This is a genomic window from Sinorhizobium chiapasense (assembly GCF_036488675.1).
In the GTDB taxonomy this organism is placed as follows: domain Bacteria; phylum Pseudomonadota; class Alphaproteobacteria; order Rhizobiales; family Rhizobiaceae; genus Sinorhizobium; species Sinorhizobium chiapasense.
This window is the reverse complement of sequence record NZ_CP133148.1, coordinates 2338411-2361205: the sequence shown is the minus strand read 5'-3', so window position 1 is coordinate 2361205 and position 22795 is coordinate 2338411. Positions and strand designations below refer to the sequence as shown.

Genomic DNA, 22795 nt, shown 5'->3' with positions numbered 1-22795 from the left:
CGCCCGATGTTGCATCATCCCGAGAGCTCGAAAGGCGCCGCACACGGCGCAGCCGACTGGCTGTGCCTTGCCGCTGCCCCCACTTTCGCGATCATGGCACTGCTGACGACTTCAGCGGGTGGCGCGGACATGATCTGTTCCACCACGCAGGACGGTTCCCCGCTGAGCGGAATGGCGCTTATGTACCTGCTCATGAGCGCCTTCCATACGGCGCCATGGCTGCGGCTTGTCACAAGCAGCCGAAGCGATGTCCGCCGGTCTTGATCCGGCGCTCACAATCCGGCGCCGCGCCCCCAACTCGCTTGACGAGGCGGATGGGGCGGGCGCCACCGTCTCCGTGTTCACCGCTCCAGCGAAAAGAACTTGAGCGCCTGCGGGGTGACGTGGATGTAGTCCATGTCGGTCTGCTCGCCCGTGGTGTTGCGATAGACATAGCCGCAGACCATGCGGTCGAGGAAATAGCCGCCGATCTTTTCGCAGAGCTGATCGCCCCGGATCTCCGCGATGCCGGTGATGCTGGTGTTGGCGGTGCGATAGGCGGTGTTGCCGGCCCTGTCGAAAGCCTGGATGAACTCGGTGCCGTTCTTGTGTTTGCCGATCCAGGTCTTGTCGGCGGTGAGGCCGGCGAGATTGGCCCCGGCGAGGCGGTCGGCGGCCGATCCCGCAAAACCGAAGGGCCATTCGGGCATGCCCGCCGCTTTCAGTCCGGAGAGGTGGTAGGCCAGATCCCCCCTGTTCCAGTAGTCATAAAGATAGCTGTAATAGGTGAAATTCGCCTCCGGAAAGAGCGCCTTCAGCTTTCCGGCCTCGTCGGCTGCTCGCGCCGCATCGCCACGATGGGCATAGGCCGCGGCGAGATATTCATGGGCGGGCTCGGCATCGGGCAGTGCGTGGCTCGCCGTTTCGATCAGCGGGATGGCGCGGTCGTTGTCGCGGGCGGTGTAGAAGACGATGCCAGCGAGCAGCTGGAAGCTCGGCGGCGGCGAGGGGTCGAGCCGCAAGGCCCGTTGCATCTCTCCGATCGCCTGCTGGTGGCTGCCGGTATGGGCAAGGATCAGCGCCAGATTGCCGTAGGCCTCCGCGTCGCTCGGCTGGGCGGCGACCGCGCGATTGGCGGAATCGAGCGCCTCGGTGGCGCGACCGTCGACGAGCTGCAACAGGGCAAGCACGGTATGCGCGCGGGCATTGTTCGGGTCGAGCTTCAGCGCCTCGCCGGCGGCGTCATAGGCGATCTTGCGGGCGACCGCCGCGGACCAGAGATAGTTGTAGTCGTTGCGCCAGACATCGACGGCGACGCGGGCGATGCCGGCATGGGCGTTGGCGAAACGCGGATCGAGGTCGATCGCCTTCTGGTAGAACGAGAGCGTGCGGCGATAGGTGTTGACGTCGCTGTAGATCAGCCCTTCCTGCTCGGCCCTGAGATAATTGTCGTAGGCTTCCAGATTGTCGGTCGGTATGCGGGCGAGCTGATCCTGCTCACCCTGGCTGAGCTTGACCTCGAGGGCTGACGTGATCTTGCCGATGACATCGTCCTGGACCGCGAAGATATCCCTGTATTGGCGATCGTAGCGCTCGGCCCAGAGCGAGTGGCCGGTGGTCGCGTCGATCAGCTTGACATTGATGCGCAGCCGCATATCCGCCCGTTGCAATGTGCCTTCGAGCACGTAGTGGACGCCGAGCTCGGACGCGACGTCCTGGATGTTCGTCTCGGAACTGCGCACGGCAAGGACCGAATGACGGGCGATGACGAAGAGGCCGGAGACCTTCGAGAGCTCGGTGATCAGATCGTCGGTCAGGCCCTGCGCCAGATGGTCCTGCGTCTCATCGCCGCTGACATTGATGAAAGGCAGCACCGCGACCGAAGGCTTGTCCGGCAGCGGATAGGCGATGCGCTGGGGAGCGGGCTCGGGCCAGAACAGCGTCCACGGCTGCCACCAGAGCAAGGCTCCCGCGAGCATGCTGGCGCCGGCCGCCGCGGCAGCGAGCCAGGTGCTACGGGTCTTGCGCACGGCGACCGTCTTGCCCGCCGCCGCCGGATCGAGCACGACGCGATAGACCCGCACCGGCTCCGGGATGTTCTTCACCTTCTGCTCGCCGAGCGAGACGAAGCCGACGGCAAGCTTCGTCCTCAGCTGGTCGTAGGCGGAGCCGGAAATCGCGATGCCGCCCGGTTCGGCGAGCGGCTCCAGCCGGGCGGCGATGTTGACGCCGTCACCGTGGATATCGTCGCCCTCGACGATGACGTCGCCGAGGTTGACGCCGATGCGGAAATCGAGCCGACGATCCGGCGGCGTGCCGGCATTGCGTCGGGCCATTTGCCGCTGCACCTCCACGGCGCAGCGAAGCGCATCGACGACGCTGTGGAACTCGACGAGCAGGCCGTCGCCCATTGTCTTGACCAGGCGCCCGTGATGTTCGGCGATCTGCGGCTCGAAGACCTCGACAAAATTCGCCTGGAAGCGGATGCGCGTGTCCTCTTCGTCGATCCGGCTCAAGCGGCTGTATCCGACGACATCGGCAATCAGGATGGCTGCGAGACGGCGCTCCATGCCCGGTCTTCCATGCGCGGCTTTCCCGCAGTGCGTGTACTCCGCCGGCTTCCTCGGCATGATAATTCATGCCGTCATTCAAACTGTTACAGTGACCGCCGCACATCGGAAAAACCGCGCGGCGCCGTAAGATCAGAAAGAGATTTGAGCGGGAATCGGCCCCACATCTTTCGCAACAGCTTACAGCAGGCGCTTCTCCGACGCCATTGCGGCGGCGGGGCGCGGCCGCACGGGCGAGTGGCGGCGGCCCTGGACGTGGCCGGATAGCAGGCGCGCTGACGTTGAGGTTGTGGCCGGCAGACGGCGTCCTTGCGGACGTCAGCTGAGCGATCTGCTCAAGGTGATAAGAATGCGCTGACTACCGTCTTACTTTGAATTGCTGCATGTTTTATCGTTAAATCGGATACGATTTAAGGATACATGCCCCGGAACACAAAAACAGAGCCCGCCCCGCAGGAACGGACTCTGATGGTAGTTTGCGACGAAATGCCTGCCAACCTACTGGCGCTCATCTATTGCCAGAAACGCCGTGCCCGCCCGACGAAAACTTCGGGCCAATCCGTTTATACCCCCCTCGGGAACCGCCGCCATTCCTGTGAGTTCGCACTCCCAATCAGAGCCCGACTGACGGCAGCGAGCTCTGATCTAAATGGCTACTGAAATGAATTCTTAGAAAAGAATTCTCACGGATTTGCGTGCTCATATTTGCCAAATCCAATGCGCCGGTCCAGTAACTTTTAGGGGCGATCTGTAACGAAACACGATTGTCTTCCGTGCGACGACGGTCGCTCCGCAATCAGTCCAAAATCCGAAACGTTGAGCCTGCCGCGGGGCTTCCAGAACCGAGATGGGGACGTGAGGAATCGTCCGCAAATTCAAATCGTTACAGGCAGTTTTTCGCGTCTCCGAACGAGTGCGCGGCGCCGCGATCCAACCGATCCCCGAAAGGGGAGCAGAGATGGCTCGCGCCGACGCAAATGCGACGCTCCAGAATCAAAGTGCTAGAGCGTCCTTTGTGCGTTCATTTGAACGCACGGCGTCCTAGATCACGATGATTTTAGGTCGGATCGACCTAAAATCATGAACGTGATCGATTCTAATAAGTTAGAGCGGGGTGCGGGCGGAAAACCGCACACACTTTTCCTCATCCCGCTCTAGCCGTTAAAGGCGCGTTCGAGCGCGGCGACGTCGATCTTGACCATGGCGAGCATCGCTTCCGTTGCACGCTTGGCACGTTCGCGGTCCGGGTGGGCGACCATTTCGCCGAGCGCACGCGGCACGATCTGCCAGGAGAGCCCCCAGCGGTCCTTCAGCCAGCCGCACTGCTCTGCCTCGCCGCCGTTGCCGATGAAGGCGTCCCAGATGCGGTCGACGTCCTGCTGGCTGTCGCATTCGACCTGGATCGAGAAGGAATGGTTGAAGGGGTCGAGCGGGCCGGCTTCGAGCGCGATGAAAGCCTGACCGTCCAGCTTGAATTCGATGATCGATACGCTGCCGGGAGGGCCGCTCGGCGTCTCGGCGGGAATAGTCGTTTCGCGACCGATCGAGGAGTTCGGGATGACCGACACGTAGAATTTCACGGCCTCACGGGCGTTCTCGGCGAACCAGAGGTGAGAGATGACCTTGGACATGGGGAAAGCCTCCTGTTTGCGTATCTCAACCGGTATCCGGTTCTATCTAGGACGCTTCCGCTTCGCCGCTTCCGACAGCAAGGCCCAACGAATTTTTGCACACCCGCCCGATCACGCCGGTCCGTGCCGAAACGGCAAGGAGCTTTCAGCGTGACCGCATTCCTGGCGCTAAGTGTTTTTCAAATTCGCACGACAAATTGGCGGTGCGCGAAACGTCGGCATTGACTTGGTTGAGTGCCGACTGTACCGATTGATACACAGTTTACCGATCAGTACATAAACAAGGAGATGAAGATGTCCGAACAACGCCCGCCGCTGCCGCCTTTCACCCGCGAGACGGCCATTCAAAAGATCCGTGCGGCCGAAGACGGCTGGAACAGCTGCGATCCGGAAAGGGTGTCGCGCGCCTATACCGTCGACAGCCATTGGCGCAACCGCGCTGAATTCGTGGAGGGCCGTGAGGCGATTGTCGCTTTCCTGACGCGCAAGTGGAATAAGGAGCTCGAATATCGCCTGATCAAAGAGCTTTGGGCGCATGACGGCAACCGCATCGCGGTGCGCTTCGCCTATGAGCATCGCGATGACTCCGGCAACTGGTATCGCGCCTACGGTAACGAGAACTGGGAGTTCGATGAAAACGGTTTGATGCATACGCGCTACGCCAGCATCAACGACATGCCGATCAAGGAAGCGGACCGGAAGTTCTTCTGGGACAGGTCCGGGCCTCGGCCGGCGGATCATCCCGGCCTTTCGGAACTCGGATTGTAACATCATGGCAAAGACCGTCGCGGAGCGCTCGGACGTCATCCCTGTCCTGGCCGAGATTTTCCGGGAGCATGGCTTCGAAGGCGCGAGCCTTTCGGTCATCAGCGAGAAGACCGGGCTCGGCAAGGGCAGCCTCTATCACTTCTTCCCGGGCGGAAAGGAGGAGATGGCGACGACGGTGCTCCGCGAAATCGACCAATGGTTCGAGCAGCACGTCTACCTGCCGCTTCGCGAGGCGGAGGACCCGCACACGGCGATCAGCGCCATGTGCCAGTCGATGGCGGCTTATTTCCGCTCCGGCCGCCGTGTCTGTCTGGTCGGCGCCTTCGCGCTCGACAATGTCCGCGACCGCTTCGCCGATCAGGTCCGTGGCTATTTTGCCGGGTGGCGGGCGGCACTCGCCATGGCTCTCGAGAGGGCCGGCAACGACCCGGCCACCGCGGGCGACCTTGCCGAAGAGGCGGTGATCGCCATTCAGGGCGCACTGGTTCTCGGCCGCGCGCTCGACGATACGGCGGTGTTCGAACGCGCGCTGGCGCGGGTCGAGGCGCGGCTGCACGCGGGGAAGGGTTGAACTGGTGGTTCCATTGGCGGGGCCGCTCAGACGCCGGACGCTGCCGCACGGCGCTTGCACCGTGGCGGCTCGTCGCCGCTCGCGCTTGGCGACATGGCGTGCGAGGTGGGATTGAGCCGCATGCACTTTGCCGCAGCCTTCCGCGGGCCGACCGACAGTGGTTGGATCAGTGCTCGCCCGGCTCTTTCAGCCGGCGGACCAATGTCCGTCCGCGGCGGAACGCCGTCAGCGCCGCGCCGAGGGCGACCACCCAAAGAGCGATCGTCAGCACCTCGTTGTGGCCCTGCCACAGGGGCTCGAAGATGGAAATGACTGCGGCGGCGGTGACCGTCGCCATGCGGTGCTGCTTGGCCATCGGCCCGGAAAAATCGCTCGGGTTTCCGGTGGCGCGGCCAAGCTCGCGGACATAGGCGGTGAGGACGGCCAAGGCGGCAGCCGCCCAGCCGAGGCCCGGCGCGCCGATGCCATAGCCGAGCCCCGTGAGTATCAAGAGGTCGGCGACACGATCCGGAAACTCGTTCCAGAAGGGGCCATCCGGCTCGCCCTTGCCGCCCTCGACGGCGACCATGCCGTCGAAGAGGTTGCAGAGCAGCCGGAGCTGGCAGAACAAGGCCGCCGAAAGCAGGTAGACGATCCGCGACGCGCCCATGCTCTGGCCCGCCAGGAAGAACGCGCCGCCGGCGAGGGCTGCGGCTACCATGCTCGCCTGCGAGATCTGGTTGGGCGTGATCGCCTGCGCCGCCATCCATCGGGCGATCGCGCCGGCCCAGCGCGTGTTGCGGCTTGCGAGCGGCCGCCGGTCGCCTGTCTCGGTCATGGTTCCACGCCTCTCTTCCTGGAGATCGAATACGCATAGGTCCACGCGTAGGTCGTCGAGACCAGCAGCGGAACCGCGACGGTCTTGAGTATTTCGGGCGTTCCGCCGAGAGCGTGGAGCGATACCAGCAGGCTTGCCGAGCCGAGGCAGGCAATCAGCGGTGGCGCCCAGAAGCGCGCGGCGCCGTCGAAGCGCTTCGAGAGGCCGTCGATCACGGACTTGAGGAAAAGCGTGAGGCCGGCTGACAGCGCCCCTTGCAGGAGGCCCGAAACAAGCGGCTGCGGCATGGGATGAGCGCTGTTGGCAAAGACGGCCCAGCCGCCCATGGCCAGAAAGGCGAAGAGCACATGCACGGTGCTGCTGCGCGCCCAGCCCCTCAACACGGATCTCATGAGAGCGACCACCAGTAGCGCACGATGTGGAAGAAGATCGGCGCCGAGAAGACGACGGAATCGAGCCGGTCGATCAGCCCGCCATGACCCTCGATGAGATGACCCCAGTCCTTGACGCCGCGATCGCGCTTGATCGCCGACATCACCAGTCCTCCGAGAAAGCCCATGAGGGTGATGATGAACGACAGGAGGCCCGCCTGGAGCGGCGTGAACGGCGTGATCCACCACAACGCGGCGCCGATCAGCGTGGCGCTGGCAACGCCGCCGACAAAGCCCTCGACCGTCTTCGACGGCGAGAGGTTCGGCGCGATCTTGGTGCGGCCGAAGAGCTTGCCCCAGACATATTGCAGCACATCGCTTAGCTGGACGACGATCACCAGGAAGGCGATCAGCAGCACGTTGCGCCCCTCGTAGCCGGGTATGTCGAGGGTCAGCAGCGCCGGCACGTGCGAGACGCAGAAGACTGAGATCATCAGGGCCCATTGCACTTCGGCGACGCGAAGCAGAAAGCGCTCCGTATCACCCCGCAGCACCGAAATGATCGGCATCAGCAGGAAGGCATAGACGGGGATGAAGATCGAGAAGATGCCGTACTCCTCGGCCCAGAGCAGGTAATACTGGATCGGCAGGACGAGGAAGAAGGCCGAGGCAAGCGCCCAATGGTCGGCGCGCCGGGTGTAGATCAGCGTGATGAATTCCCTCAGCGCCGCAAAGGAGCAGAACGCGAAGAGGACGAGGACGCCGACGCGGCCGGCGATGAAGGCGAGGCCGATCAGGATGACCATGGCCCACCAGGCCCGGATGCGGGCATTGAGGTTCTCGACCGCTGCATTCGGTCCGTCGGTCGCGAGACGCCGCTCCAGCAGGTAGCCGACCGCCGAGGCGACGATCAGCACGCCGAAGATGCCGAGGACGAGGGTGACGAGATCGGAGCTTGCCGCAGTCATTCGCCGCTCCCCACCGGTTTCGGCGCGAGCGCCAGCAGAGCGACGCGCATCCGATCGAGAAATACTTCCTTGTCTTCGCCGGGCGCGATGCGGAGCGCGTTGCCGAAGGTGACGGTGCAGATCAGCGGGATCGGCACGATCTCGCCCTTCGGCATGACGCGGTTCAAATTGTTGATCCAGACCGGCACGAGATCGACCTCCGGGCGCTGATCGACCAGATGGAAGATGCCGCTCTTGAAGGGCAGCAGTCTCTCCTCGGTCTGGTTTCGCGTGCCCTCGGGAAAGAGGATCAGCGACGAGCCGTCATCGATAGCAGAGACCATCAGCGCGATCGGATCCTGCGTCCGCTTCTCCCGGTCGCGCTCGATCAGCACTGCGTTGAAAACGTCGCGCCCGATGAAGGCGTTGGTATGCGATTTCAGCCAGTACTCGGCGCCGGCGACGGGGCGGGTCCGATGCCTGAGCCGCGGCGGCAGCACGGCCCAGACCAGGACGAAATCGCCGTGGCTAGAATGATTGGCAAAATAAACACAAGGCTTGGCCGGCAATCCTTCTTCCGACCAGATGGCGCGAACCGCGGTTATCGCGCGGGCAAACAGGACGAAGGCAGCCGCAGCGACCTTCGCAACCAAAGCCTTCATCTGGATTCCACCCCCCGGTCAGCCCCGTGACGCTACCGCATGATTCCTCAAATCGGAATCGATTTGAGGAATCATGCGGTAATTCAAAGCGCTACAGCGACCTTTGCGCGTTCGGTTGGACGCGCGGCGCTGTAAAGCAAACTGTAGCACGACCGTTGCGGCAGAAAAGACGCCTTGTTTGGTGAGGAGCGGGGCATGCGACGGTGCTTCCTGAGACTTTTAGAAGCTGCTAAACTTTTTCCCGCCGCTGTCCATAAGTCGGAAGGGGGACGGCCATGAGGCGAAGGTGGGGTGCGATATTCCTGGCGGCGGTGGCAGCGGCGCGTGCCTTTGTGGCATTCGCCCCGACGGCATCCGCGGACGCGATGGACGAGTTGGTGGCGGCCGCCAAGAAAGAGGGGCAGCTTAGCGTCATCGCGCTGCCGCGCGACTGGTGCGGATACGGCGGCATCATCGACGGCTTTGCCACGAAATACAGGCTGAGCGTCAGCGAACTTCAGCCTGACGCCCCGTCCGCCAAAGAGATCGAGGCCATCACGCAACAGCCGGGAAAGACCGGCGCTGAGATGCCGGACGTCATCGATATCGGTCTCTCCTTCGCCCCGTCGGCGAAGAGGGAGGGCCTACTGCAGCCCTACAAGGTTTCGACCTGGGACACGATTCCGGACGCCGCCAAGGACGCGGACGGATACTGGTATGGCGATTATTACGGCGTGGTCGTTTTCGAGATCAACGCGAACCTCGTTAAGCAGTCGCCGCAGGACTGGGCCGACCTTCTCGCCCCTGAATACCGGAACAGCGTCAGCCTCGCCGGCGACATCTTCTCGAACCAGGCGATCCAGGGCGTGTTCGCCGCGGGCCTTTCGGCTGCGAAGGGCAATATGGACGAAGCCGCCGATCGGGGGCTCGAGTTCTTTGCCGACCTCCACCGCAAGGGCAATTTCGTTCCGATCGTCGGCGATGCCCGCTCGCTTGCCGACGGCCGTACGCCGATCCTCATCCGCTGGGACTATCTGGCGCTCGGCGACCGTGACCGTCTTGCGGGGAAAACCAAGGTCGAGATCGTCAGGCCGGAGACCGGCGCCGTCGCGGGCGTCTATGTGCAGGCGATCAGTGCCCGGGCTCTGCACCCGAATGCCGCCCGGCTATGGATGGAATATCTGTACTCGGACGAAGTGCAACTCGCCTTCCTGAAGGGCCATTGTTCGCCGATCCGTCTTGCGGACCTCGTGCGCAACGGAAAGCTGCCGGCCGAATTGCGGAATAGCCTCCCGCAATTCGAGGGCGGCGTGGGCTATGCAGATCCGGCCTTTCCGAGCGTCGACGAGCAGGAAAGGGCGCGGGAGATCATCATGAAAGGCTGGGACGGCATCGTCGGCGCGAAGTTTGAATGCCGCCCGCCCGAAGAAAGTTTCGGCCCGATGTCGTCCAACGACAGCGGGCTTTGCCCGGCTCCCGTTCCGCAGTAGCCGAACGCTGAAACCACGCAAACTGCATTAATTCACCGGCTGCGGCTCCGGGAATTTCCATGAGCCGTTCAGGATTTCCTCGCGCGGCCGGTAGAGCCGCACCAGGTAGTTCCAGCCGGGCGTGATCGGCAGGCAGTTGACGGTCTGGGTGTCGCAATTGCCGAACTGGATCGCGACGGCGCCATCGTCGCCGGCCTTGGCGGTGAGATTGTTGAGCGTATAGGCGTTTTCGCTGTTCTCTTCGAAATAGCCCTTGGCGTTGTAGACGCTGATCGACCAGAAGCCGTCGACGGGCACATCCTTGACGTCGAGCTTGTAGACGGTCTTGCCGTCGTTCTTCTCGGGCGTGACAGTCAGGTAGAGCGCGTCCTTTTCCGGGTTGCCACCCCAGACGGACGCCGCGCCGATCAGCCGCCTCACCGGGTCGACTTTACCCTTCGGGCCGAACATGTGCTTGGAATCGGGAAGGGTGGCGGCGAGTGCCAGCAGCGCCTGGCGCACCTTCCCTTGGCTCTCGTGATCCCAATTGGGGGTCTCGAACTTGCCTGGCCCGCCCGGCTGCTCGATCTTGATCGCGTCCTGCAGCGCATGGACCTCGTCGAGGTCGCCGGGAACGATCGGATTGACCAGGATGCGGATCGCGGCGAGCACGTAGCGCGTGCCGATTTCTTCCTTGCTGAGCGTATGGCTACCGGCGCCGTAAACAACCTTTGGCGTGTACTGGTCCTCGTCGATCACCTGCATCGACAAGAAGCGTTTGCCCGGATCTGGCAGGGTGACCGTCACCGGCGCGGCATCGAGCTCGAACACGGCACCGCTATAGAGCGTGTCGCGGTTCATGCGGATCACGGTCTGTTTGTCGATCGGGGTCGGCTCGCGATTGACGAAGAACTTGCCGAAGCCGCCGTCCTTGAGGACGCCGCCGAAATAGAGGTCGGTCTCCGCCCGGACAAAATTATCGGGCGTGACGGGCACGGCGTTGCCGGCGGTTTGCGCCTGCGCAACGCCCGCCACCGCGAGCGCCAGCGCGAGGAAAAAGAACGCGGATTTCGTCGTCATGATGCATCCTCCTCACGGGGGGGCAGTTCGATTTCTGAAGCGGCGGCGCCTTCCACTGTCCGTCGAGCGCTTCCTGCTTCGGCCAGTAGAGCCGCATGGCCGTGAAGAAGGGGCCGCTCGGAGCGGGCAGCCAGTTGGCGTCCTCGTCCGCAGCCGGCGAATCGTGCTGGATCCGGAGCGTGATGCCGCCATCGGCGTCGCGTTTGAGGCCAGGCAGCATCGGCGAGTTGATCAGATAGCGGTTGAGCGGATTGGCGTAGAGCAGGCTCTCAGGCAGTTCGTAGAGTGTCAGCGACCAGAATGCGTTGACCGGTGGCAACTCGTCGGGACCGAAGCGCAGCGTGTACCGATTGGCGCCCGTGAGCGGTTGCTGCTGATCGTCGGTGAAGTAGATCGGGTAGAGCGCTTCTTCCTTGGAATTGCCGTAGATGCCGAGCACGGCGGCGGACATGCGGGCGATGTAATCTCCGTTCAGGTGCTCGCGTGTCCCGACGGTGTCGCCGCTGGTCTTCTTCCCGGTTTCGAGCTCGTTCTTCTTGAAATCGTCGAAGGCCGCCCAGGCCTCGGCCATGCCGTCCTTGACGGCTTGCTGCTGCTCCGGAGACAGTGTGTCGGGATCGAACGTAATGTCGGGACCGATGCCGAGATCGGCAAAGCGCGCACGTATCTCCGTCTCCGACGGGTGTGTGGGGCTGAACTGCAGGATGAAGTTCAGTTCGTCGAAGAATTCCGGCGAGGCCTTCTGTTCCTCCCGCGTCAGCGGCTTCGGGAAGTCGATCGTGGCGGGGGCGGGGGGCGCCGGCTGCCCCAGGAAGCGGGACAACGGCTCGACCGCGTAGCCGGCCTGGATCTTCTTGACGTTGTCGATGTCGGCCGAATCGAAGAGCTGGGTGCGATAGAGCACGAAGGCGAAGTCGGTTTCGGAACGGATCACTTGCTTGATGCCGGGCGGCGTCTCGCCCTTCCAGCCCGGCCCGGCGAGCAGAAATTTCCCCGCCTCGTTGCCGGTGGCGCGGCTGCCGACATAGGCGAAATTGAAGGTGTACTGGTCGATGAACTGGAGCGAGTAGTAGCGCCCTGTCTCGACGGCGGGAACGGTAAAGACGAGGGGTTCTGCCCTCAGATCCGCGCCGACGAACGAATAGGGCGTGTCGGAATTCGGCGTCTGGATCGCCTTGTCCTCGGGGGTGTAGACGCGCGCGGTGTTGAAGAGCGTGTTCCAGGGAGCCTTGTATTCCGGGTCGCTCTTGTCGACGAAATAGGAATATTGCACGCGATAATTGTCGACGAGCGGGAAACCGTAGATATAGGCCTCCTTGGCGATCGCCCGGGCTTCCTCCGGAGAGAGCGTCTGATCGGCCGCGCGCACGGCCGTCAGCGGCGCGGGCAGGGCCGCCGCAAACAGTGCCAAAATCATTAGAAACGAGCGTCGTCCGAGCATGGCGAAAACCTCCGGCGAGGACTGGCGATGGATACGTCCATCTTCGGCCGGCGGTGGCGAAGCGCAAGTACGTTACGGTTACGACGGCGAGGCATCCGGGTGGCCACGCGTGGCCTCCACACCCGAAGACAATTGCGCGTGCAGTGGTATATTCCGGAGGGGAGAGTGAACACGAGGTTGCCGCCGACGCCGAACCGCCGGCGAGACAACCGGCGAAGGAGGAAAGCATGGAAAATCCGGTCCCATTACACCCTTATCTCGACGCCGGCATGGCCAAGGGCAGCGCCACATTCAGCGGCGGCACGCTGGTCTGCGCCTGCAAGGACCGTCCGGTCAGGGTCCGCGTCAACGGCGGGATCGCCCACAACCACGCCTGCGGCTGCACCAAATGCTGGAAGCCGAAGGGTGCGGCCTTCTCGATCGTCGCGGTTGCACCGCATGACAGCGTCACCGTTGTCGAAAACGGCGACAAGCTCGAAATCGTCGATCCGACCGCGCTCATCCGGAGGCACGCCTGCAAGGAATGCGGCGTGCACATGTACGGGCCGGTGGAGCGCGAGCACCCGTTCCAGGGGCTTGACTTCATCCATCCCGAACGGTTCGAGGAGAGCGGCTGGCCGGAACCGGGCTTTGCCGCCTTCGTCTCCTCGATCATTGAAAGCGGTGTCGATCCCGCGAAGATGAACGGTGTGCGCAATCACCTGAGGCGGATCGGGCTGGAGCCCTACGACTGCCTGTCGCCCGAGTTGATGGACTATGTCGCCACCTGGGTGGCGAAGAAGAGCGGGGCGCTGAAGCAGTGAGCGGCAGAGCGGGCGGGTAAAATCGATTTCCGCACAGGCGAGTGAGGCCGGTGCAGGAATCCGATCCGTTCCGCTCCATTCATTTGCCAGCGAATTGCTGGAGGAGGGCAAGCCTTGGCAAACGAACTCAAGCATGCGCCGGATTTCAGCCTCAAGGGCAAGGTGACCTTTGTGACGGGCGCCTCACGCGGGATCGGCCGCGCCTGTGCGCTCGCCTGCGCGGCCGCCGGATCGGATATCGTGCTCGGCCTGCGCGACATCGCCGCGTCCGCGGAGTTGATCGGCGACATCCGGGACATGGGGCGGAAAGTCCTTCCCGTCCGGCTCGATCTTTCGCAACGCGCCGACATCGAGGCCTCGGTCGCCGAAGCGATCGCGATGTTCGGGCGCATCGACGTGCTCGTCAACAATGTCGGCGTCGCGCCCGGCAACCTGGCGGAGGATGTCGTCGAGGCCGATCTCGACGAGATCCTGAACGTCAATATCAAGGGGACATTCCTGATGACGCAGGCGGTCGGCCGGCAGATGATCGCTCGGAAGGCGGGCCGCATCATCAGCATCAGCTCGCAGGCGGGCACGGTAACGCTGCGCGGCGAGGCGATCTATTGCACGAGCAAGGCGGCGATCAACCATCTCTCCCGCTGCCTCGCCGCCGAATGGGCAAGATACGGCATCACCGTCAATACCGTTGCGCCGACCTTCATCTGGACCGACGGGACGAAGCCGGCGCTCTCTGACGCGGACTTCTACGACCGGACCGTGGGGCATATTCCGCTCGGCCGGATCGGCGACACCGACGATGTCGTCGGTGCAGTGGTCTTCCTGGCCTCGCCGGCCGCTTCGCTGATCACCGGCCTTAATCTCCTGGTCGATGGCGGCTGGTCGGTCGCCTGAGGCGACGGCCCCCCCTGTGGCCGTTCAAAAGTACCGCATGACAAGAAGGAACGACTGACGAACCGGGCCTACGGCGCCCGTGCGCCATCGCATGCGCAAAGGCCGCCGTAACACTCTGAATTGCTGCATGATTTTGTCCTCGATCATGCGGCGGCCAAGGAGGAATATCCATGCGTGACAAGACGATCCATACAGATAAGCATCCCGATCCGGAAAGCAGCACAAGCGCCGTCAGCCGGCGCGAGATCCTGTTTGCCGGCACAGCGCTCGCGGTGACCTCCGCTCTCGGAACGGCAGCCTCGCCGGGGACCGCGCAGGCGCAGGCAACGACCGCGCCCTCCGGCAAGCCGCCGAACGTCCTGGTCATCTGGGGTGACGATATCGGCACCTGGAACTTCAGCCACAACAACCGCGGCATGTTGGGCTACCAGACGCCGAACATCGACCGCATCGCCCGCGAAGGCCTGTCCTTTACCGACTATTACGCCCAGCAAAGCTGCACGGCGGGACGCGCCGCCTTCATCGGCGGCAATGTGCCGGTCCGCACCGGCATGACCAAGGTGGGGCTGCCCGGCGCTCCGCAAGGCTGGCAGAAGACCGACGTGACCATAGCGACGGTCTTGAAGAGCAAGGGTTATGCGACCGGCCAGTTCGGCAAGAACCACCAGGGCGACCGGGACGAGCACCTTCCGACGATGCACGGCTTCGACGAGTTCCTCGGCAACCTCTATCACCTGAACGCCGAGGAGGAGCCGGAGAACCGCGATTATCCGAGAGATCGCGTGCTGGCCAACGGCAAGACGTTCCTCGAAGAGTTCGGACCGCGCGGTGTTCTGCACAGCTGGGCCAACGCCGATGGGACGCAGAAGATCGAAAACACCGGCCCGCTGACCAAGAAGCGCATGGAAACGATCGACGACGAGACCGTCGCCGCGGCCAAGGACTTCATCACCCGCCAGCATCAGGCCGGCAAGCCGTTCTTTGTCTGGTGGAACGGCACGCGGATGCATTTCCGCACGCACGTGAAGGAGCAGAACACCGGAATTTCGGGGCCTAGCGGCGACGAGTATCATGACGGCATGGTCGAACACGACATGCATGTCGGCGAACTCTTGAAGCTGCTCGACGACCTCGGCATCGCCCAGGACACGGTGGTGATGTACTCGACCGACAACGGGCCGCACTACAACACCTGGCCGGACGCCGGCACGACGCCGTTCCGGAGCGAGAAGAACTCCAACTGGGAAGGCGCCTATCGCGTTCCTGCCTTTGCCCGCTGGCCCGGCCGCTTCCCGGCGGGCAAGACGCCCAACGGCATCGTTTCCCACGAGGATTGGTTGCCGACCTTCGCCGCCATCGCCGGCGAGCCTGACATCAAGCAGAAGCTGGCGAACACGATCGAGCTCAATGGCCGGACGTACCGCAACTACATCGACGGCTACAACCAGCTCGACTACTTCGAAGGCAAGGTCGACCAGTCGCCGCGTCACGAGTTCTGGTACGTCAACGACGACGGTCAGGTGGTTGCAGCGCGTTATGACGACTGGAAGGCGGTGTTCCTCGAAAACCGCGGCGAGGCGTTCGGCGTCTGGCGCGAGCCCTTCACCGAACTGCGCGTGCCGCTGCTGTTCAACTTGCGGCGCGACCCGTTCGAGAAGGCCCAGCACAACTCGAACACCTATAACGACTGGTTCCTCGACCGTGTGTTCGTGATCGTGCCGATCCAGGCGCTGGCGGCGAATTTCCTCCAGTCCATGAAGGACTATCCGCCGAGCCAGACGCCGGGCTCCTTCAATCTCAGCAAGATTGAAGAGCAACTGCGCTCGGCCGGCGGAGAGTGATCCGCCCCATCGCTTCGGCCGTCGCGCGTCTTATCAGACGCGCAAAGGACGCTGTAGCGCTTTGAATTGCTGCTTGTTTTCATCCCTGAATCGGCAACGATTTAAGGAAACATGCAGTAGAGGCGCGACGGCCGGGGCGTGATTTGATCGTGCCGTGACCTGGAGAAGCTGATATCTTGCGCGGACAACAGCGCGGGGAGGGAAGCCATGCGGATCGCGGTGATGGGCTCGGGCGGCATTGGGGGCTATATCGGCCTCAGGCTCGCGAAAGCGGGCGAAGACGTCACTTTCATCGCGCGTGGCGAGCATCTTTACGCGATGCGCAGCCGCGGACTCAGGCTCGAAAGCCCGCTCGGCAATGTCAGCCTGCCGAATGTCAACGCCACCGACGATCCTGCCGAGATCGGCGTCGTCGATCTCGTGATTTTCGCGGTCAAGCTCTACGACAGCGAGCAAGCGGCGGCCGCGATCGCCCCGATGGTCGGGCCGAAGACGATCGTCCTGACGTTGCAGAACGGCGTCGATGGGCTCGATATCCTCGCGCGCTCAGTGCCACGGCCGCAGGTCGTGGCCGGCGCCATCTACATTTCCACCTATCTGGAAGAGCCGGGTCTGATCAAGCAGACAAGCGGGATGACGCAGATGACGGTCGGCGGGCGCAGCGACCTGATGATCGCCGCCTTCCGCGACGCCTGCGCCCGGGCCGAGGGAATCTCCCTCCAGGTGGTCGATGATGTCGAGCCGGTGCTGTGGATGAAGTTCGTGACCCTTGCGGCCTTTTCCGGCGGCACCAGCCTGATGCGCTCCGGCATCGGCGCGATCGTCGCCGACCCGGAGGGCCGGAAATTCATGGAGCAGTTGCGCGACGAGGGCATGGCGATCGCCGCGGCCAAGGGCCATCCGATGCCGGAGGGCTATGTGCAGCAGGCCACGTCGCTCTGGCAGATGCTGCCGCCGGAAACACAATCCTCCATGGCCAACGACCTTCAGCGCGGCAAGCGGATCGAGCTCGAATGGCTGTCGGGCCGGATGCACGCGCTCGGCCATCAACTCGGCGTGCCGACGCCGGCGCATACCGCGGTCTACCGGGCGCTTCATTTGTACGCAAACGGCGCGGCTTCGCGGTGAGGGCGGGTGTTCCGGCATGACTCACGAGACAGTCGAGTCATCCGCGCCGCGGACGCGGCGCTGCTGGATCCCTGTGGCAGGCACAGGGATGAGGGAGAAAAAAGCGTCCACAAACCCCTGACGGAACCATAGAGAAGCACCCCCTCGACATTTGCCGCCCAATGCCTAAGCTCCGCGACACTTTGTTTCACGGAATTGCCTGATGTCGCTTCGCCTTGCCACCTTTAACATCGAAAACCTCATGAGCCGCTTCGACTTTTCCGGCTTTCGCAACCAGTTGAAGCAGGATCGGGTGCTGCGGCTGTTCGACGTCAGGAGCGAGGCCGAGTACCAGCGGCTGGAGGAGGCCCGCACGATCGCGCATACGGACGACACGCGGCAGATGTCGGCGCTGGCGATCGCCGATTGCGACGCGGATATCCTCTGCCTGCAGGAGGCCGACAACATGGCGGCGCTGCAGGCCTTCGAATACGGCTATCTGTTCCGCATGGTCGGCAACGGCTACCGGCAGAAATACCTGATCGAGGGCAACGATTCGCGCGGCATCGATGTCGCCGTGCTGATGCGCGAGGAGACGCGCGACGGCCGGCCGATCGAGTGCCTCGACGTGAAGAGCCATGCGGGGCTCACCTATGCCGACCTCGATCTCTTCAATGACGAGCTGGCGCAAACCAATCGGCCGGGCGACCGCATCTTCAAGCGCGACTGCCTGGAGGTGGACTTGAGGATCGGCGGCCGGCCGCTGACGCTCTATGTCGTGCACTTCAAGTCGATGGGGCCAGCGCGCGAGGGGCTCGACGGCCGGCAGGCGACGATGCCGCTCCGCATCGCCGAGGCCAAGGCCGTGCGCCACATCATCGAAAGCCGCTTCGGGCGGGGCCGCACCGCCGACAAGATGTTTGCGATCTGCGGCGACATGAACGACTACCAGGAGAAAGTGGAGATCCGGGGCGACCGGCGCAACGGCTATGAATTCGTGCCGAGCGAGGAGGCGGCAAGCGCGCTCGACATCTTCACGCTCGATGGCTTCGTCGAAAACCCGATGCTGCGCCGGCCGGTGCTCGACCGCTGGACGCTGTTCCACAGCCGCGGGCCGGAGGAGCGGCATCTCTGCCAGCTTGACTATATCTGGCTGTCGCCGGCGCTCGCCAGCCGCAACGCAGGCAGGGTGCCGGAGATCATCCGCGCCGGCCAACCGTTCCGGACGATCTTTCCGGACGGGCAGGCGGTGGAACGCTATCCGCGCACCGGCTGGGACCGGCCGAAGGCCTCCGATCATTGCCCTGTCGCGATCACCCTGGATATCTGAACATGAGCCTTCTTCAAAGCAACCGCGCCGAATGGCCCGCCGAGGGCACGATCTTCCCGATTTCGGCGGTCCGGATCGATGTTTCGCCGGAGCCGCATCCGTTCCATATGGCCGAGGTGGAGCGCGCGCAGGAAAGCTGGCAGCACGAGATTGCCGCGAACCCGCACCTCTTTGATGGCAGGATGGTGCTGCAGCGGACGATCCGCATCGAGGACGGGCGCATTGCCGCGAGCGGCCACGTCGTTCCCTATTCGACCTTTCTCTGGTGGCGCAGGAGCCGCGCGCCCGGCGCCCTGCATATCTTCGGCATGCCGATGATCCTTTCCTCGGACGGTGCACTGATTGCCATCCGCATGGGCAGCCACACGGCCAATGCGGGACGGGTCTACAGCCCCGGCGGCTCGCTGGAGCCCGAGGACATCGTCGACGGGCGCTGCGACCTCGACGGCAACATTGCGCGCGAGGTGCGGGAGGAGACCGGCATCGAGCTCTCCGAGGCGACAGCGGAGCGCGGCTACCACGCGGTGCACATGAACGGCACCCTCATAGTCTTCCGAATCCACCGGCTGGCGGTGACGGCCGACGAACTCGTTGCGCGGGTGGCCGACCATGTCGCGACCGACCCGCATCCGGAAGTCGACGAGGCGGTGGCGATCCGCGGGCCGGATCCTCAGGCGCACAACTATCCAGATTTCATCCCGCCGATCCTTGAGTGGTTGTTTGCGAAGAACGGAAGATAGTGTTCGCCATCGTTGCCGATCACGTGGCGCTACTGCGTGTTTCCTTAAACCGTAGCCGATTTAAGGATGAAAACATGCAGCAATTCAAAGTGCTACAGCGTCCTTTACGCGTCTGATCGCAGTACACGACAGGAGCGTAATTGGGTTCGCTGGATGCTTTTCCCTCATCCCTGTGCTTGTCACAGGGATCCAGCAGCGCCGCGTCTGCGGCGCGGAAGAGTCTTTTCAGCCCAAGGACTTGGGCTGGCTGGATTCCTGTGACAAGCACAGGAATGACGAGCGGAGGAAAGCATTGCCGTACCGCGACCGACGACGCAGCAGTACGCTACTGTCGTGTAGTGTGGCGTCCGATTGGACGCGCGGCGCTGTAGGCTTTCCCTCGCTTGATTACCTTTCGACTTTTATGAGGACGGGCTAAACTATCCCGCATAGTGTGGAGAGGCGGGATGGTGGACGAGCGCGTCGAACGGCGAGTTGCGGTCATTATGGCGACCGATATCGTCGGCTACTCCCGCCTGATGGAGGCCGACGAAACCTCCACGCTCGACGCCGTGAAGCGATTGCAGGCTTCCATTCTCTCGCCGAATATCGCCGCACGCGGCGGCCGCATCGTGAAGCTGATGGGCGACGGCTCGCTCGTCGTCTTCAGCTCGGCGGTCGAAGCGGTGGACTGTGCGATATCGCTTCAGGAAGAACTGGTGTCGGATCAGAAGGACGTCGTGCTTGACGATCGCATCCTTTTCAGGATCGGCATCAACCTGGCCGATGTCGTCATCGAAGGGGACGATCTGCTCGGCGACGGCGTCAATGTCGCCGCCCGCCTGGAGGCATCCGCAGAGCCGGGCGGCATATGCATCGCCGATATCGTCCACCGGCAACTCGGCGCAAAGTGCCGTTTGGATTTCCGGGATGGCGGGGAGATCGCGCTGAAGAACATCGTGCGGCCCGTTCACGTCTGGCACTGGGGGCACGCGCCGATGGCCGGGCCATCGACGTCTTCGCCGGCGGCGCGGACGTCGATCGCGATCCTGCCGTTCGAGAACTCAAGCGGAGCGCCGGACCAGGATTTTTTCAGCGACGGCATTACCGAGGATATCATCGGCGGCCTTGCCCGGTTTCGTTCGCTCTCCGTCATCGCTGCCAGTTCTTCCTTCAGCTTTCGCGGCAAGGCGGTGGGGCTGAGGGAGATTGGCATCAAGCTCGGCGTCACCTATCTCGTCGAAGGCAGCGTTCGACGGTCGGGCGAACGGATCCGCATCACGGCGCAGCTTGTCGAGGCCACAAGCGGAAAGCACCTGTGGTCGGAGCACTACGACCGCAGCGTCACCGATATTTTCGCCGTCCAGGACGAGGTGACCAAGATGATCGTCTCGACACTCGTCGGGCAGATCGAGAGTGCCGATGTCCGGCAGGCGCTGCGCAAGCCGACGACGAGCCTCGCGGCCTACGAATTCTACCTGCGCGGGCTCGTGCATATGCGCAGCTACGGCGCCGACGACAATCATCAGGCCCACATGATGTTCGGGGCGGCGCTTGAGCGCGACCCGCAATTTGCGCTCGCCCACGCTTATCTGGCACTGAGCATGATCGCGCTCCACGGCTACGCCAACGCGCCGCGAGACATTCTCGACGCTGCGCTCGCGCTTGCGCGAAAGGCGGTCCTGCTCGACGAGGGCGAGAGCGGCTGCGAGCGCCTGCTGGGGCTCATTCACACGAACCGTCGAGAGTTCGATCTGGCAGAGCGGCACTATCGCCGGGCCTACCAGCTCAACCCCAACGATGCGAACACACTGGTGCAGATGGGCGGGTTGCTGGCGCGGCGCGGCAAGATCGAGGAAGCGATGCGATGGATCGACGAAGGCTTCCGGCTCAATCCGTTCCCGCCGCCATGGTACAGTGCTACCCTTGGCAACGCGCTCTATATTCTCGGGCGATACGGCGAAGCGGCGGCGGCGCTGAACGAGCTGCCCAATCCCGGCCCCTTCACCTGCGCACGCCTCGTCGCCTGCTACGCGCAGGCGGGGGATGCGGCCGCGACCGATGAGGCGAAGGCGCGGCTTCTAAGACTGTGCCCGGATTTTTCGACAGAAGACTTCATCAACCGCGGCCTGCTCCTGGAGCGGCCCGAGCAGCGCGAACTGTTCCGCCAGGGCTTGCTGAAGGCGGGCCTGCCGGAGTGAGGCGGTCAAAACGGACCGTTTTTTGACAGCACCGGAGCCGCGACGGTAGCATTCCTCGATTTCGGGCGGGTAAGCGGCGATTGCTCCAAGCAGGTCACCCCGGTCGCACCAGCTCGCCACGGAGCGTGGGACGGCATTGCCTTGCGCAACAGCTGGATACCCGCCTCCAAAGAGGTAGACATGTCATCGGATCGTTCCCGCTCACTCGACACCCTCGTCGCGCCGCCGCAGGGCAGCACAGCGTCCGTCGCCGAGGATGCCCTGCGTCGTCGCCTCAACCGGAACCGCCTTCTGGCGACATCGCTCCTCGTTTTCATGGGGGCAGTCCTCCTCGGCACGCACCTCGTCACCCAGCCGGGCTTTCTCGTAAGGCTGCTGCGCGCAACCGCCGAGGCGGGCATTGTGGGCGGGCTTGCCGACTGGTTCGCCGTAACCGCACTCTTTCGCCACCCGCTCGGGATTCCGATTCCTCATACGGCGATCATACCCAGCAACCAGGAACGCATCGGTCAAACGCTCGGCCGCTTCCTTGAACGGCATTTTCTGACCGAGGAGGTGCTGCTGCGGAAGTTGCGGAGCGCCCAGGCGGCGCAGCGTCTTTCCGACTGGCTTGCCGCCCCGGCAACCGCGCCGGTCCTTGCGGAGGCCGTCGCGGCTGCGCTGCCCTATGTCATTCGCACGCTCGACAACAAGGACCTGCAGGACTTTGCGCGACGGAGCGTCGGCGAGCAGGTGCAACAGGCCGATATTGCACCCGTCATGGGCCGCGCCGTTCGTATAATGACGGCAAGCGGCGAGTCGGACGTGCTGTTCGAGCGAGCGCTCGGCGTTGCCTCCCAATGGCTGGAGGAGAACCGCGAGCAGATCTTCCAACTTGTCCGGGAACGCAGTCGCTGGTGGATTCCGCGGACCATCGACCGAAAGATCGCCAACGCGATCGTCACGGGCTCCGCCGAGCTTCTGAACGACCTGCGCGAACCCGAGAGTGATGTTCGGCTGAAGTTCCGCGAGGCGCTCAATCACCTGGTCGATGACCTGATCAATTCGCCGGCGCAGCGTGAGCAGATCAACGCCTTCAAGAACCGCATTCTGGAGCACCCGGAAGTCAAGGCATGGGTCGCCGTGGTATGGCGCAAGAGCTCACGTGCGATGCTCGAGGACCTGTCGCAGCCAGACTCGAAAGCGCGGATGGCAGTGGAGAAACTCTGCCTGCTGGTTGGCCGGGCGCTCGCGACCGACGCAACGATGCTGAAGCATATCGACGCAATTCTCGAGAGATTTACCGTCTATCTGATTTCGTGGCGCCATGAGATCGGTGCGTTTGTCGCGGAAGTGGTGAGGAGCTGGGACACGAGGACGCTGGTGGATCGCCTGGAACTCGTCGTTGGCAGCGATCTCCAATATATCCGCATGAACGGCACCATCGTCGGCGCTATCGCAGGGTGTTGCATCTTCCTGGCGTCTCAATTGCTCGGATGATTTGAGCCGCGCTCGAGGCTGCTGAATCCACGCAATTCCGGACGGAAAGCCGTTGCACATTTTCCCTGGAATCGCGTTAGGCGTGCAATCAACGCGCAGCGCCGAATGTGACAGTCTGGTGACAAACTTGGGACAA

20 protein-coding genes are annotated in these 22795 nt (G+C 63.4%); 12 read left to right on the top strand and 8 right to left on the bottom strand.

The features are described 5' to 3' along the window. The first annotated feature begins 6 nt into the window (after positions 1 to 6). Positions 7 to 264, top strand: a complete 258-nt coding sequence (locus tag RB548_RS11475; protein WP_331371443.1) for a hypothetical protein — start codon at positions 7 to 9, stop codon at positions 262 to 264. 77 nt (positions 265 to 341) lie between these two features. On the opposite strand, the gene RB548_RS11470 is transcribed toward RB548_RS11475, so the two are convergent. Beyond that, on the bottom strand, positions 342 to 2549 hold the full coding sequence (locus RB548_RS11470; protein WP_331371442.1) for an adenylate/guanylate cyclase domain-containing protein: 2208 nt from the start codon (positions 2547 to 2549) through the stop codon (positions 342 to 344). A gap of 1154 nt (positions 2550 to 3703) precedes the next feature. After that, positions 3704 to 4180, bottom strand: coding sequence for a VOC family protein (locus RB548_RS11465; protein ID WP_331371441.1), 477 nt, complete (start codon positions 4178 to 4180; stop codon positions 3704 to 3706). A gap of 294 nt (positions 4181 to 4474) precedes the next feature. Here RB548_RS11465 and RB548_RS11460 point away from each other — a divergent pair, with 294 nt between their 5' ends. Then, complete coding sequence (locus RB548_RS11460; RefSeq protein WP_331371440.1) at positions 4475 to 4948, top strand: nuclear transport factor 2 family protein; 474 nt, start codon at positions 4475 to 4477, stop codon at positions 4946 to 4948. Between the two features lie 4 nt (positions 4949 to 4952). Continuing rightward, positions 4953 to 5519, top strand: a complete 567-nt coding sequence (locus RB548_RS11455; protein ID WP_331371439.1) for a TetR/AcrR family transcriptional regulator — start codon at positions 4953 to 4955, stop codon at positions 5517 to 5519. A 166-nt stretch (positions 5520 to 5685) separates the two neighbouring features. Here the strand turns inward: RB548_RS11455 and RB548_RS11450 are convergent, their stop codons facing one another. From RB548_RS11450 to RB548_RS11435, 4 genes are read right to left on the bottom strand one after another with little or no spacing between them, the layout of a single operon-like run. After that, positions 5686 to 6336 carry a CDP-alcohol phosphatidyltransferase family protein gene (locus RB548_RS11450; protein WP_331371438.1) on the bottom strand — a complete coding sequence of 217 codons (651 nt, stop codon included), beginning with the start codon at positions 6334 to 6336 and terminating at the stop codon, positions 5686 to 5688. Then, entirely contained in the window at positions 6333 to 6728 is a 396-nt protein-coding gene (locus tag RB548_RS11445) for a hypothetical protein (protein ID WP_331371437.1), read from the bottom strand. The genes RB548_RS11450 and RB548_RS11445 overlap by 4 nt, the downstream gene beginning before the upstream one ends. Beyond that, positions 6725 to 7675, bottom strand: coding sequence for a phosphatidate cytidylyltransferase (locus tag RB548_RS11440; protein WP_331371436.1), 951 nt, complete (start codon positions 7673 to 7675; stop codon positions 6725 to 6727). The genes RB548_RS11445 and RB548_RS11440 overlap by 4 nt, the downstream gene beginning before the upstream one ends. After that, positions 7672 to 8316: a lysophospholipid acyltransferase family protein gene (locus tag RB548_RS11435; RefSeq protein WP_331371435.1), complete on the bottom strand. Its 645-nt coding sequence runs from the start codon at positions 8314 to 8316 to the stop codon at positions 7672 to 7674. Before RB548_RS11435 ends, RB548_RS11440 begins: the two co-directional genes overlap by 4 nt. 275 nt (positions 8317 to 8591) lie before the next feature. Between RB548_RS11435 and RB548_RS11430 the strand changes: the two genes are divergently transcribed. Next, the gene (locus RB548_RS11430) at positions 8592 to 9785 is read left to right on the top strand and encodes an ABC transporter substrate-binding protein (RefSeq protein WP_331371434.1); all 1194 of its coding nucleotides are present in this window, start codon (positions 8592 to 8594) and stop codon (positions 9783 to 9785) included. A 27-nt stretch (positions 9786 to 9812) separates the two neighbouring features. Here RB548_RS11430 and RB548_RS11425 read toward each other — a convergent pair whose 3' ends face one another. Both RB548_RS11425 and RB548_RS11420 read right to left on the bottom strand, forming a co-directional pair. Beyond that, complete coding sequence (locus tag RB548_RS11425) at positions 9813 to 10844, bottom strand: DUF1214 domain-containing protein (protein WP_331371433.1); 1032 nt, start codon at positions 10842 to 10844, stop codon at positions 9813 to 9815. After that, positions 10741 to 12285 (bottom strand): DUF1254 domain-containing protein, encoded by a 1545-nt coding sequence (locus RB548_RS11420; protein ID WP_408642369.1) that lies wholly within the window; start codon positions 12283 to 12285, stop codon positions 10741 to 10743. Before RB548_RS11420 ends, RB548_RS11425 begins: the two co-directional genes overlap by 104 nt. A gap of 227 nt (positions 12286 to 12512) precedes the next feature. Here RB548_RS11420 and gfa point away from each other — a divergent pair, with 227 nt between their 5' ends. The 8 genes from gfa (at position 12513) to RB548_RS11380 (ending at position 22659) form a co-directional block, all read left to right on the top strand. After that, complete coding sequence (gene gfa / locus RB548_RS11415; protein WP_331371432.1) at positions 12513 to 13088, top strand: S-(hydroxymethyl)glutathione synthase; 576 nt, start codon at positions 12513 to 12515, stop codon at positions 13086 to 13088. Between the two features lie 114 nt (positions 13089 to 13202). Beyond that, complete coding sequence (locus RB548_RS11410) at positions 13203 to 13982, top strand: SDR family NAD(P)-dependent oxidoreductase (RefSeq protein WP_331371431.1); 780 nt, start codon at positions 13203 to 13205, stop codon at positions 13980 to 13982. A 170-nt stretch (positions 13983 to 14152) separates the two neighbouring features. Then, positions 14153 to 15823, top strand: coding sequence for an arylsulfatase (locus RB548_RS11405; RefSeq protein ID WP_331371430.1), 1671 nt, complete (start codon positions 14153 to 14155; stop codon positions 15821 to 15823). A gap of 207 nt (positions 15824 to 16030) precedes the next feature. Continuing rightward, positions 16031 to 16951 carry a ketopantoate reductase family protein gene (locus tag RB548_RS11400; RefSeq protein ID WP_331371429.1) on the top strand — a complete coding sequence of 307 codons (921 nt, stop codon included), beginning with the start codon at positions 16031 to 16033 and terminating at the stop codon, positions 16949 to 16951. A gap of 202 nt (positions 16952 to 17153) precedes the next feature. Continuing rightward, a complete protein-coding gene (locus tag RB548_RS11395; RefSeq protein WP_331371428.1) occupies positions 17154 to 18260 on the top strand; it encodes an endonuclease/exonuclease/phosphatase family protein in 1107 nt (368 codons plus the stop codon). 2 nt (positions 18261 to 18262) lie between these two features. After that, positions 18263 to 19000 carry an NUDIX domain-containing protein gene (locus tag RB548_RS11390; protein WP_331371427.1) on the top strand — a complete coding sequence of 246 codons (738 nt, stop codon included), beginning with the start codon at positions 18263 to 18265 and terminating at the stop codon, positions 18998 to 19000. A gap of 446 nt (positions 19001 to 19446) precedes the next feature. After that, a complete protein-coding gene (locus RB548_RS11385) occupies positions 19447 to 21180 on the top strand; it encodes an adenylate/guanylate cyclase domain-containing protein (RefSeq protein WP_331371426.1) in 1734 nt (577 codons plus the stop codon). 180 nt (positions 21181 to 21360) lie between these two features. Beyond that, positions 21361 to 22659 carry a DUF445 domain-containing protein gene (locus tag RB548_RS11380; protein ID WP_331371425.1) on the top strand — a complete coding sequence of 433 codons (1299 nt, stop codon included), beginning with the start codon at positions 21361 to 21363 and terminating at the stop codon, positions 22657 to 22659. The last annotated feature ends 136 nt before the right edge of the window (positions 22660 to 22795 follow it).

What these genes read in the sequence shown, in the direction of transcription:
- RB548_RS11475 (WP_331371443.1), top strand. Translation starts at nt 7, where the DNA reads ATGTTGCATCATCCCGAGAGCTCGAAAGGCGCCGCACACGGCGCAGCC.
- RB548_RS11470 (WP_331371442.1), bottom strand. Translation starts at nt 2,549, where the DNA reads ATGGAGCGCCGTCTCGCAGCCATCCTGATTGCCGATGTCGTCGGATAC.
- RB548_RS11465 (WP_331371441.1), bottom strand. Translation starts at nt 4,180, where the DNA reads ATGTCCAAGGTCATCTCTCACCTCTGGTTCGCCGAGAACGCCCGTGAG.
- RB548_RS11460 (WP_331371440.1), top strand. Translation starts at nt 4,475, where the DNA reads ATGTCCGAACAACGCCCGCCGCTGCCGCCTTTCACCCGCGAGACGGCC.
- RB548_RS11455 (WP_331371439.1), top strand. Translation starts at nt 4,953, where the DNA reads ATGGCAAAGACCGTCGCGGAGCGCTCGGACGTCATCCCTGTCCTGGCC.
- RB548_RS11450 (WP_331371438.1), bottom strand. Translation starts at nt 6,336, where the DNA reads ATGACCGAGACAGGCGACCGGCGGCCGCTCGCAAGCCGCAACACGCGC.
- RB548_RS11445 (WP_331371437.1), bottom strand. Translation starts at nt 6,728, where the DNA reads ATGAGATCCGTGTTGAGGGGCTGGGCGCGCAGCAGCACCGTGCATGTG.
- RB548_RS11440 (WP_331371436.1), bottom strand. Translation starts at nt 7,675, where the DNA reads ATGACTGCGGCAAGCTCCGATCTCGTCACCCTCGTCCTCGGCATCTTC.
- RB548_RS11435 (WP_331371435.1), bottom strand. Translation starts at nt 8,316, where the DNA reads ATGAAGGCTTTGGTTGCGAAGGTCGCTGCGGCTGCCTTCGTCCTGTTT.
- RB548_RS11430 (WP_331371434.1), top strand. Translation starts at nt 8,592, where the DNA reads ATGAGGCGAAGGTGGGGTGCGATATTCCTGGCGGCGGTGGCAGCGGCG.
- RB548_RS11425 (WP_331371433.1), bottom strand. Translation starts at nt 10,844, where the DNA reads ATGACGACGAAATCCGCGTTCTTTTTCCTCGCGCTGGCGCTCGCGGTG.
- RB548_RS11420 (WP_408642369.1), bottom strand. Translation starts at nt 12,285, where the DNA reads ATGCTCGGACGACGCTCGTTTCTAATGATTTTGGCACTGTTTGCGGCG.
- gfa (WP_331371432.1), top strand. Translation starts at nt 12,513, where the DNA reads ATGGAAAATCCGGTCCCATTACACCCTTATCTCGACGCCGGCATGGCC.
- RB548_RS11405 (WP_331371430.1), top strand. Translation starts at nt 14,153, where the DNA reads ATGCGTGACAAGACGATCCATACAGATAAGCATCCCGATCCGGAAAGC.
- RB548_RS11400 (WP_331371429.1), top strand. Translation starts at nt 16,031, where the DNA reads ATGCGGATCGCGGTGATGGGCTCGGGCGGCATTGGGGGCTATATCGGC.
- RB548_RS11395 (WP_331371428.1), top strand. Translation starts at nt 17,154, where the DNA reads ATGTCGCTTCGCCTTGCCACCTTTAACATCGAAAACCTCATGAGCCGC.
- RB548_RS11390 (WP_331371427.1), top strand. Translation starts at nt 18,263, where the DNA reads ATGAGCCTTCTTCAAAGCAACCGCGCCGAATGGCCCGCCGAGGGCACG.
- RB548_RS11385 (WP_331371426.1), top strand. Translation starts at nt 19,447, where the DNA reads ATGGTGGACGAGCGCGTCGAACGGCGAGTTGCGGTCATTATGGCGACC.
- RB548_RS11380 (WP_331371425.1), top strand. Translation starts at nt 21,361, where the DNA reads ATGTCATCGGATCGTTCCCGCTCACTCGACACCCTCGTCGCGCCGCCG.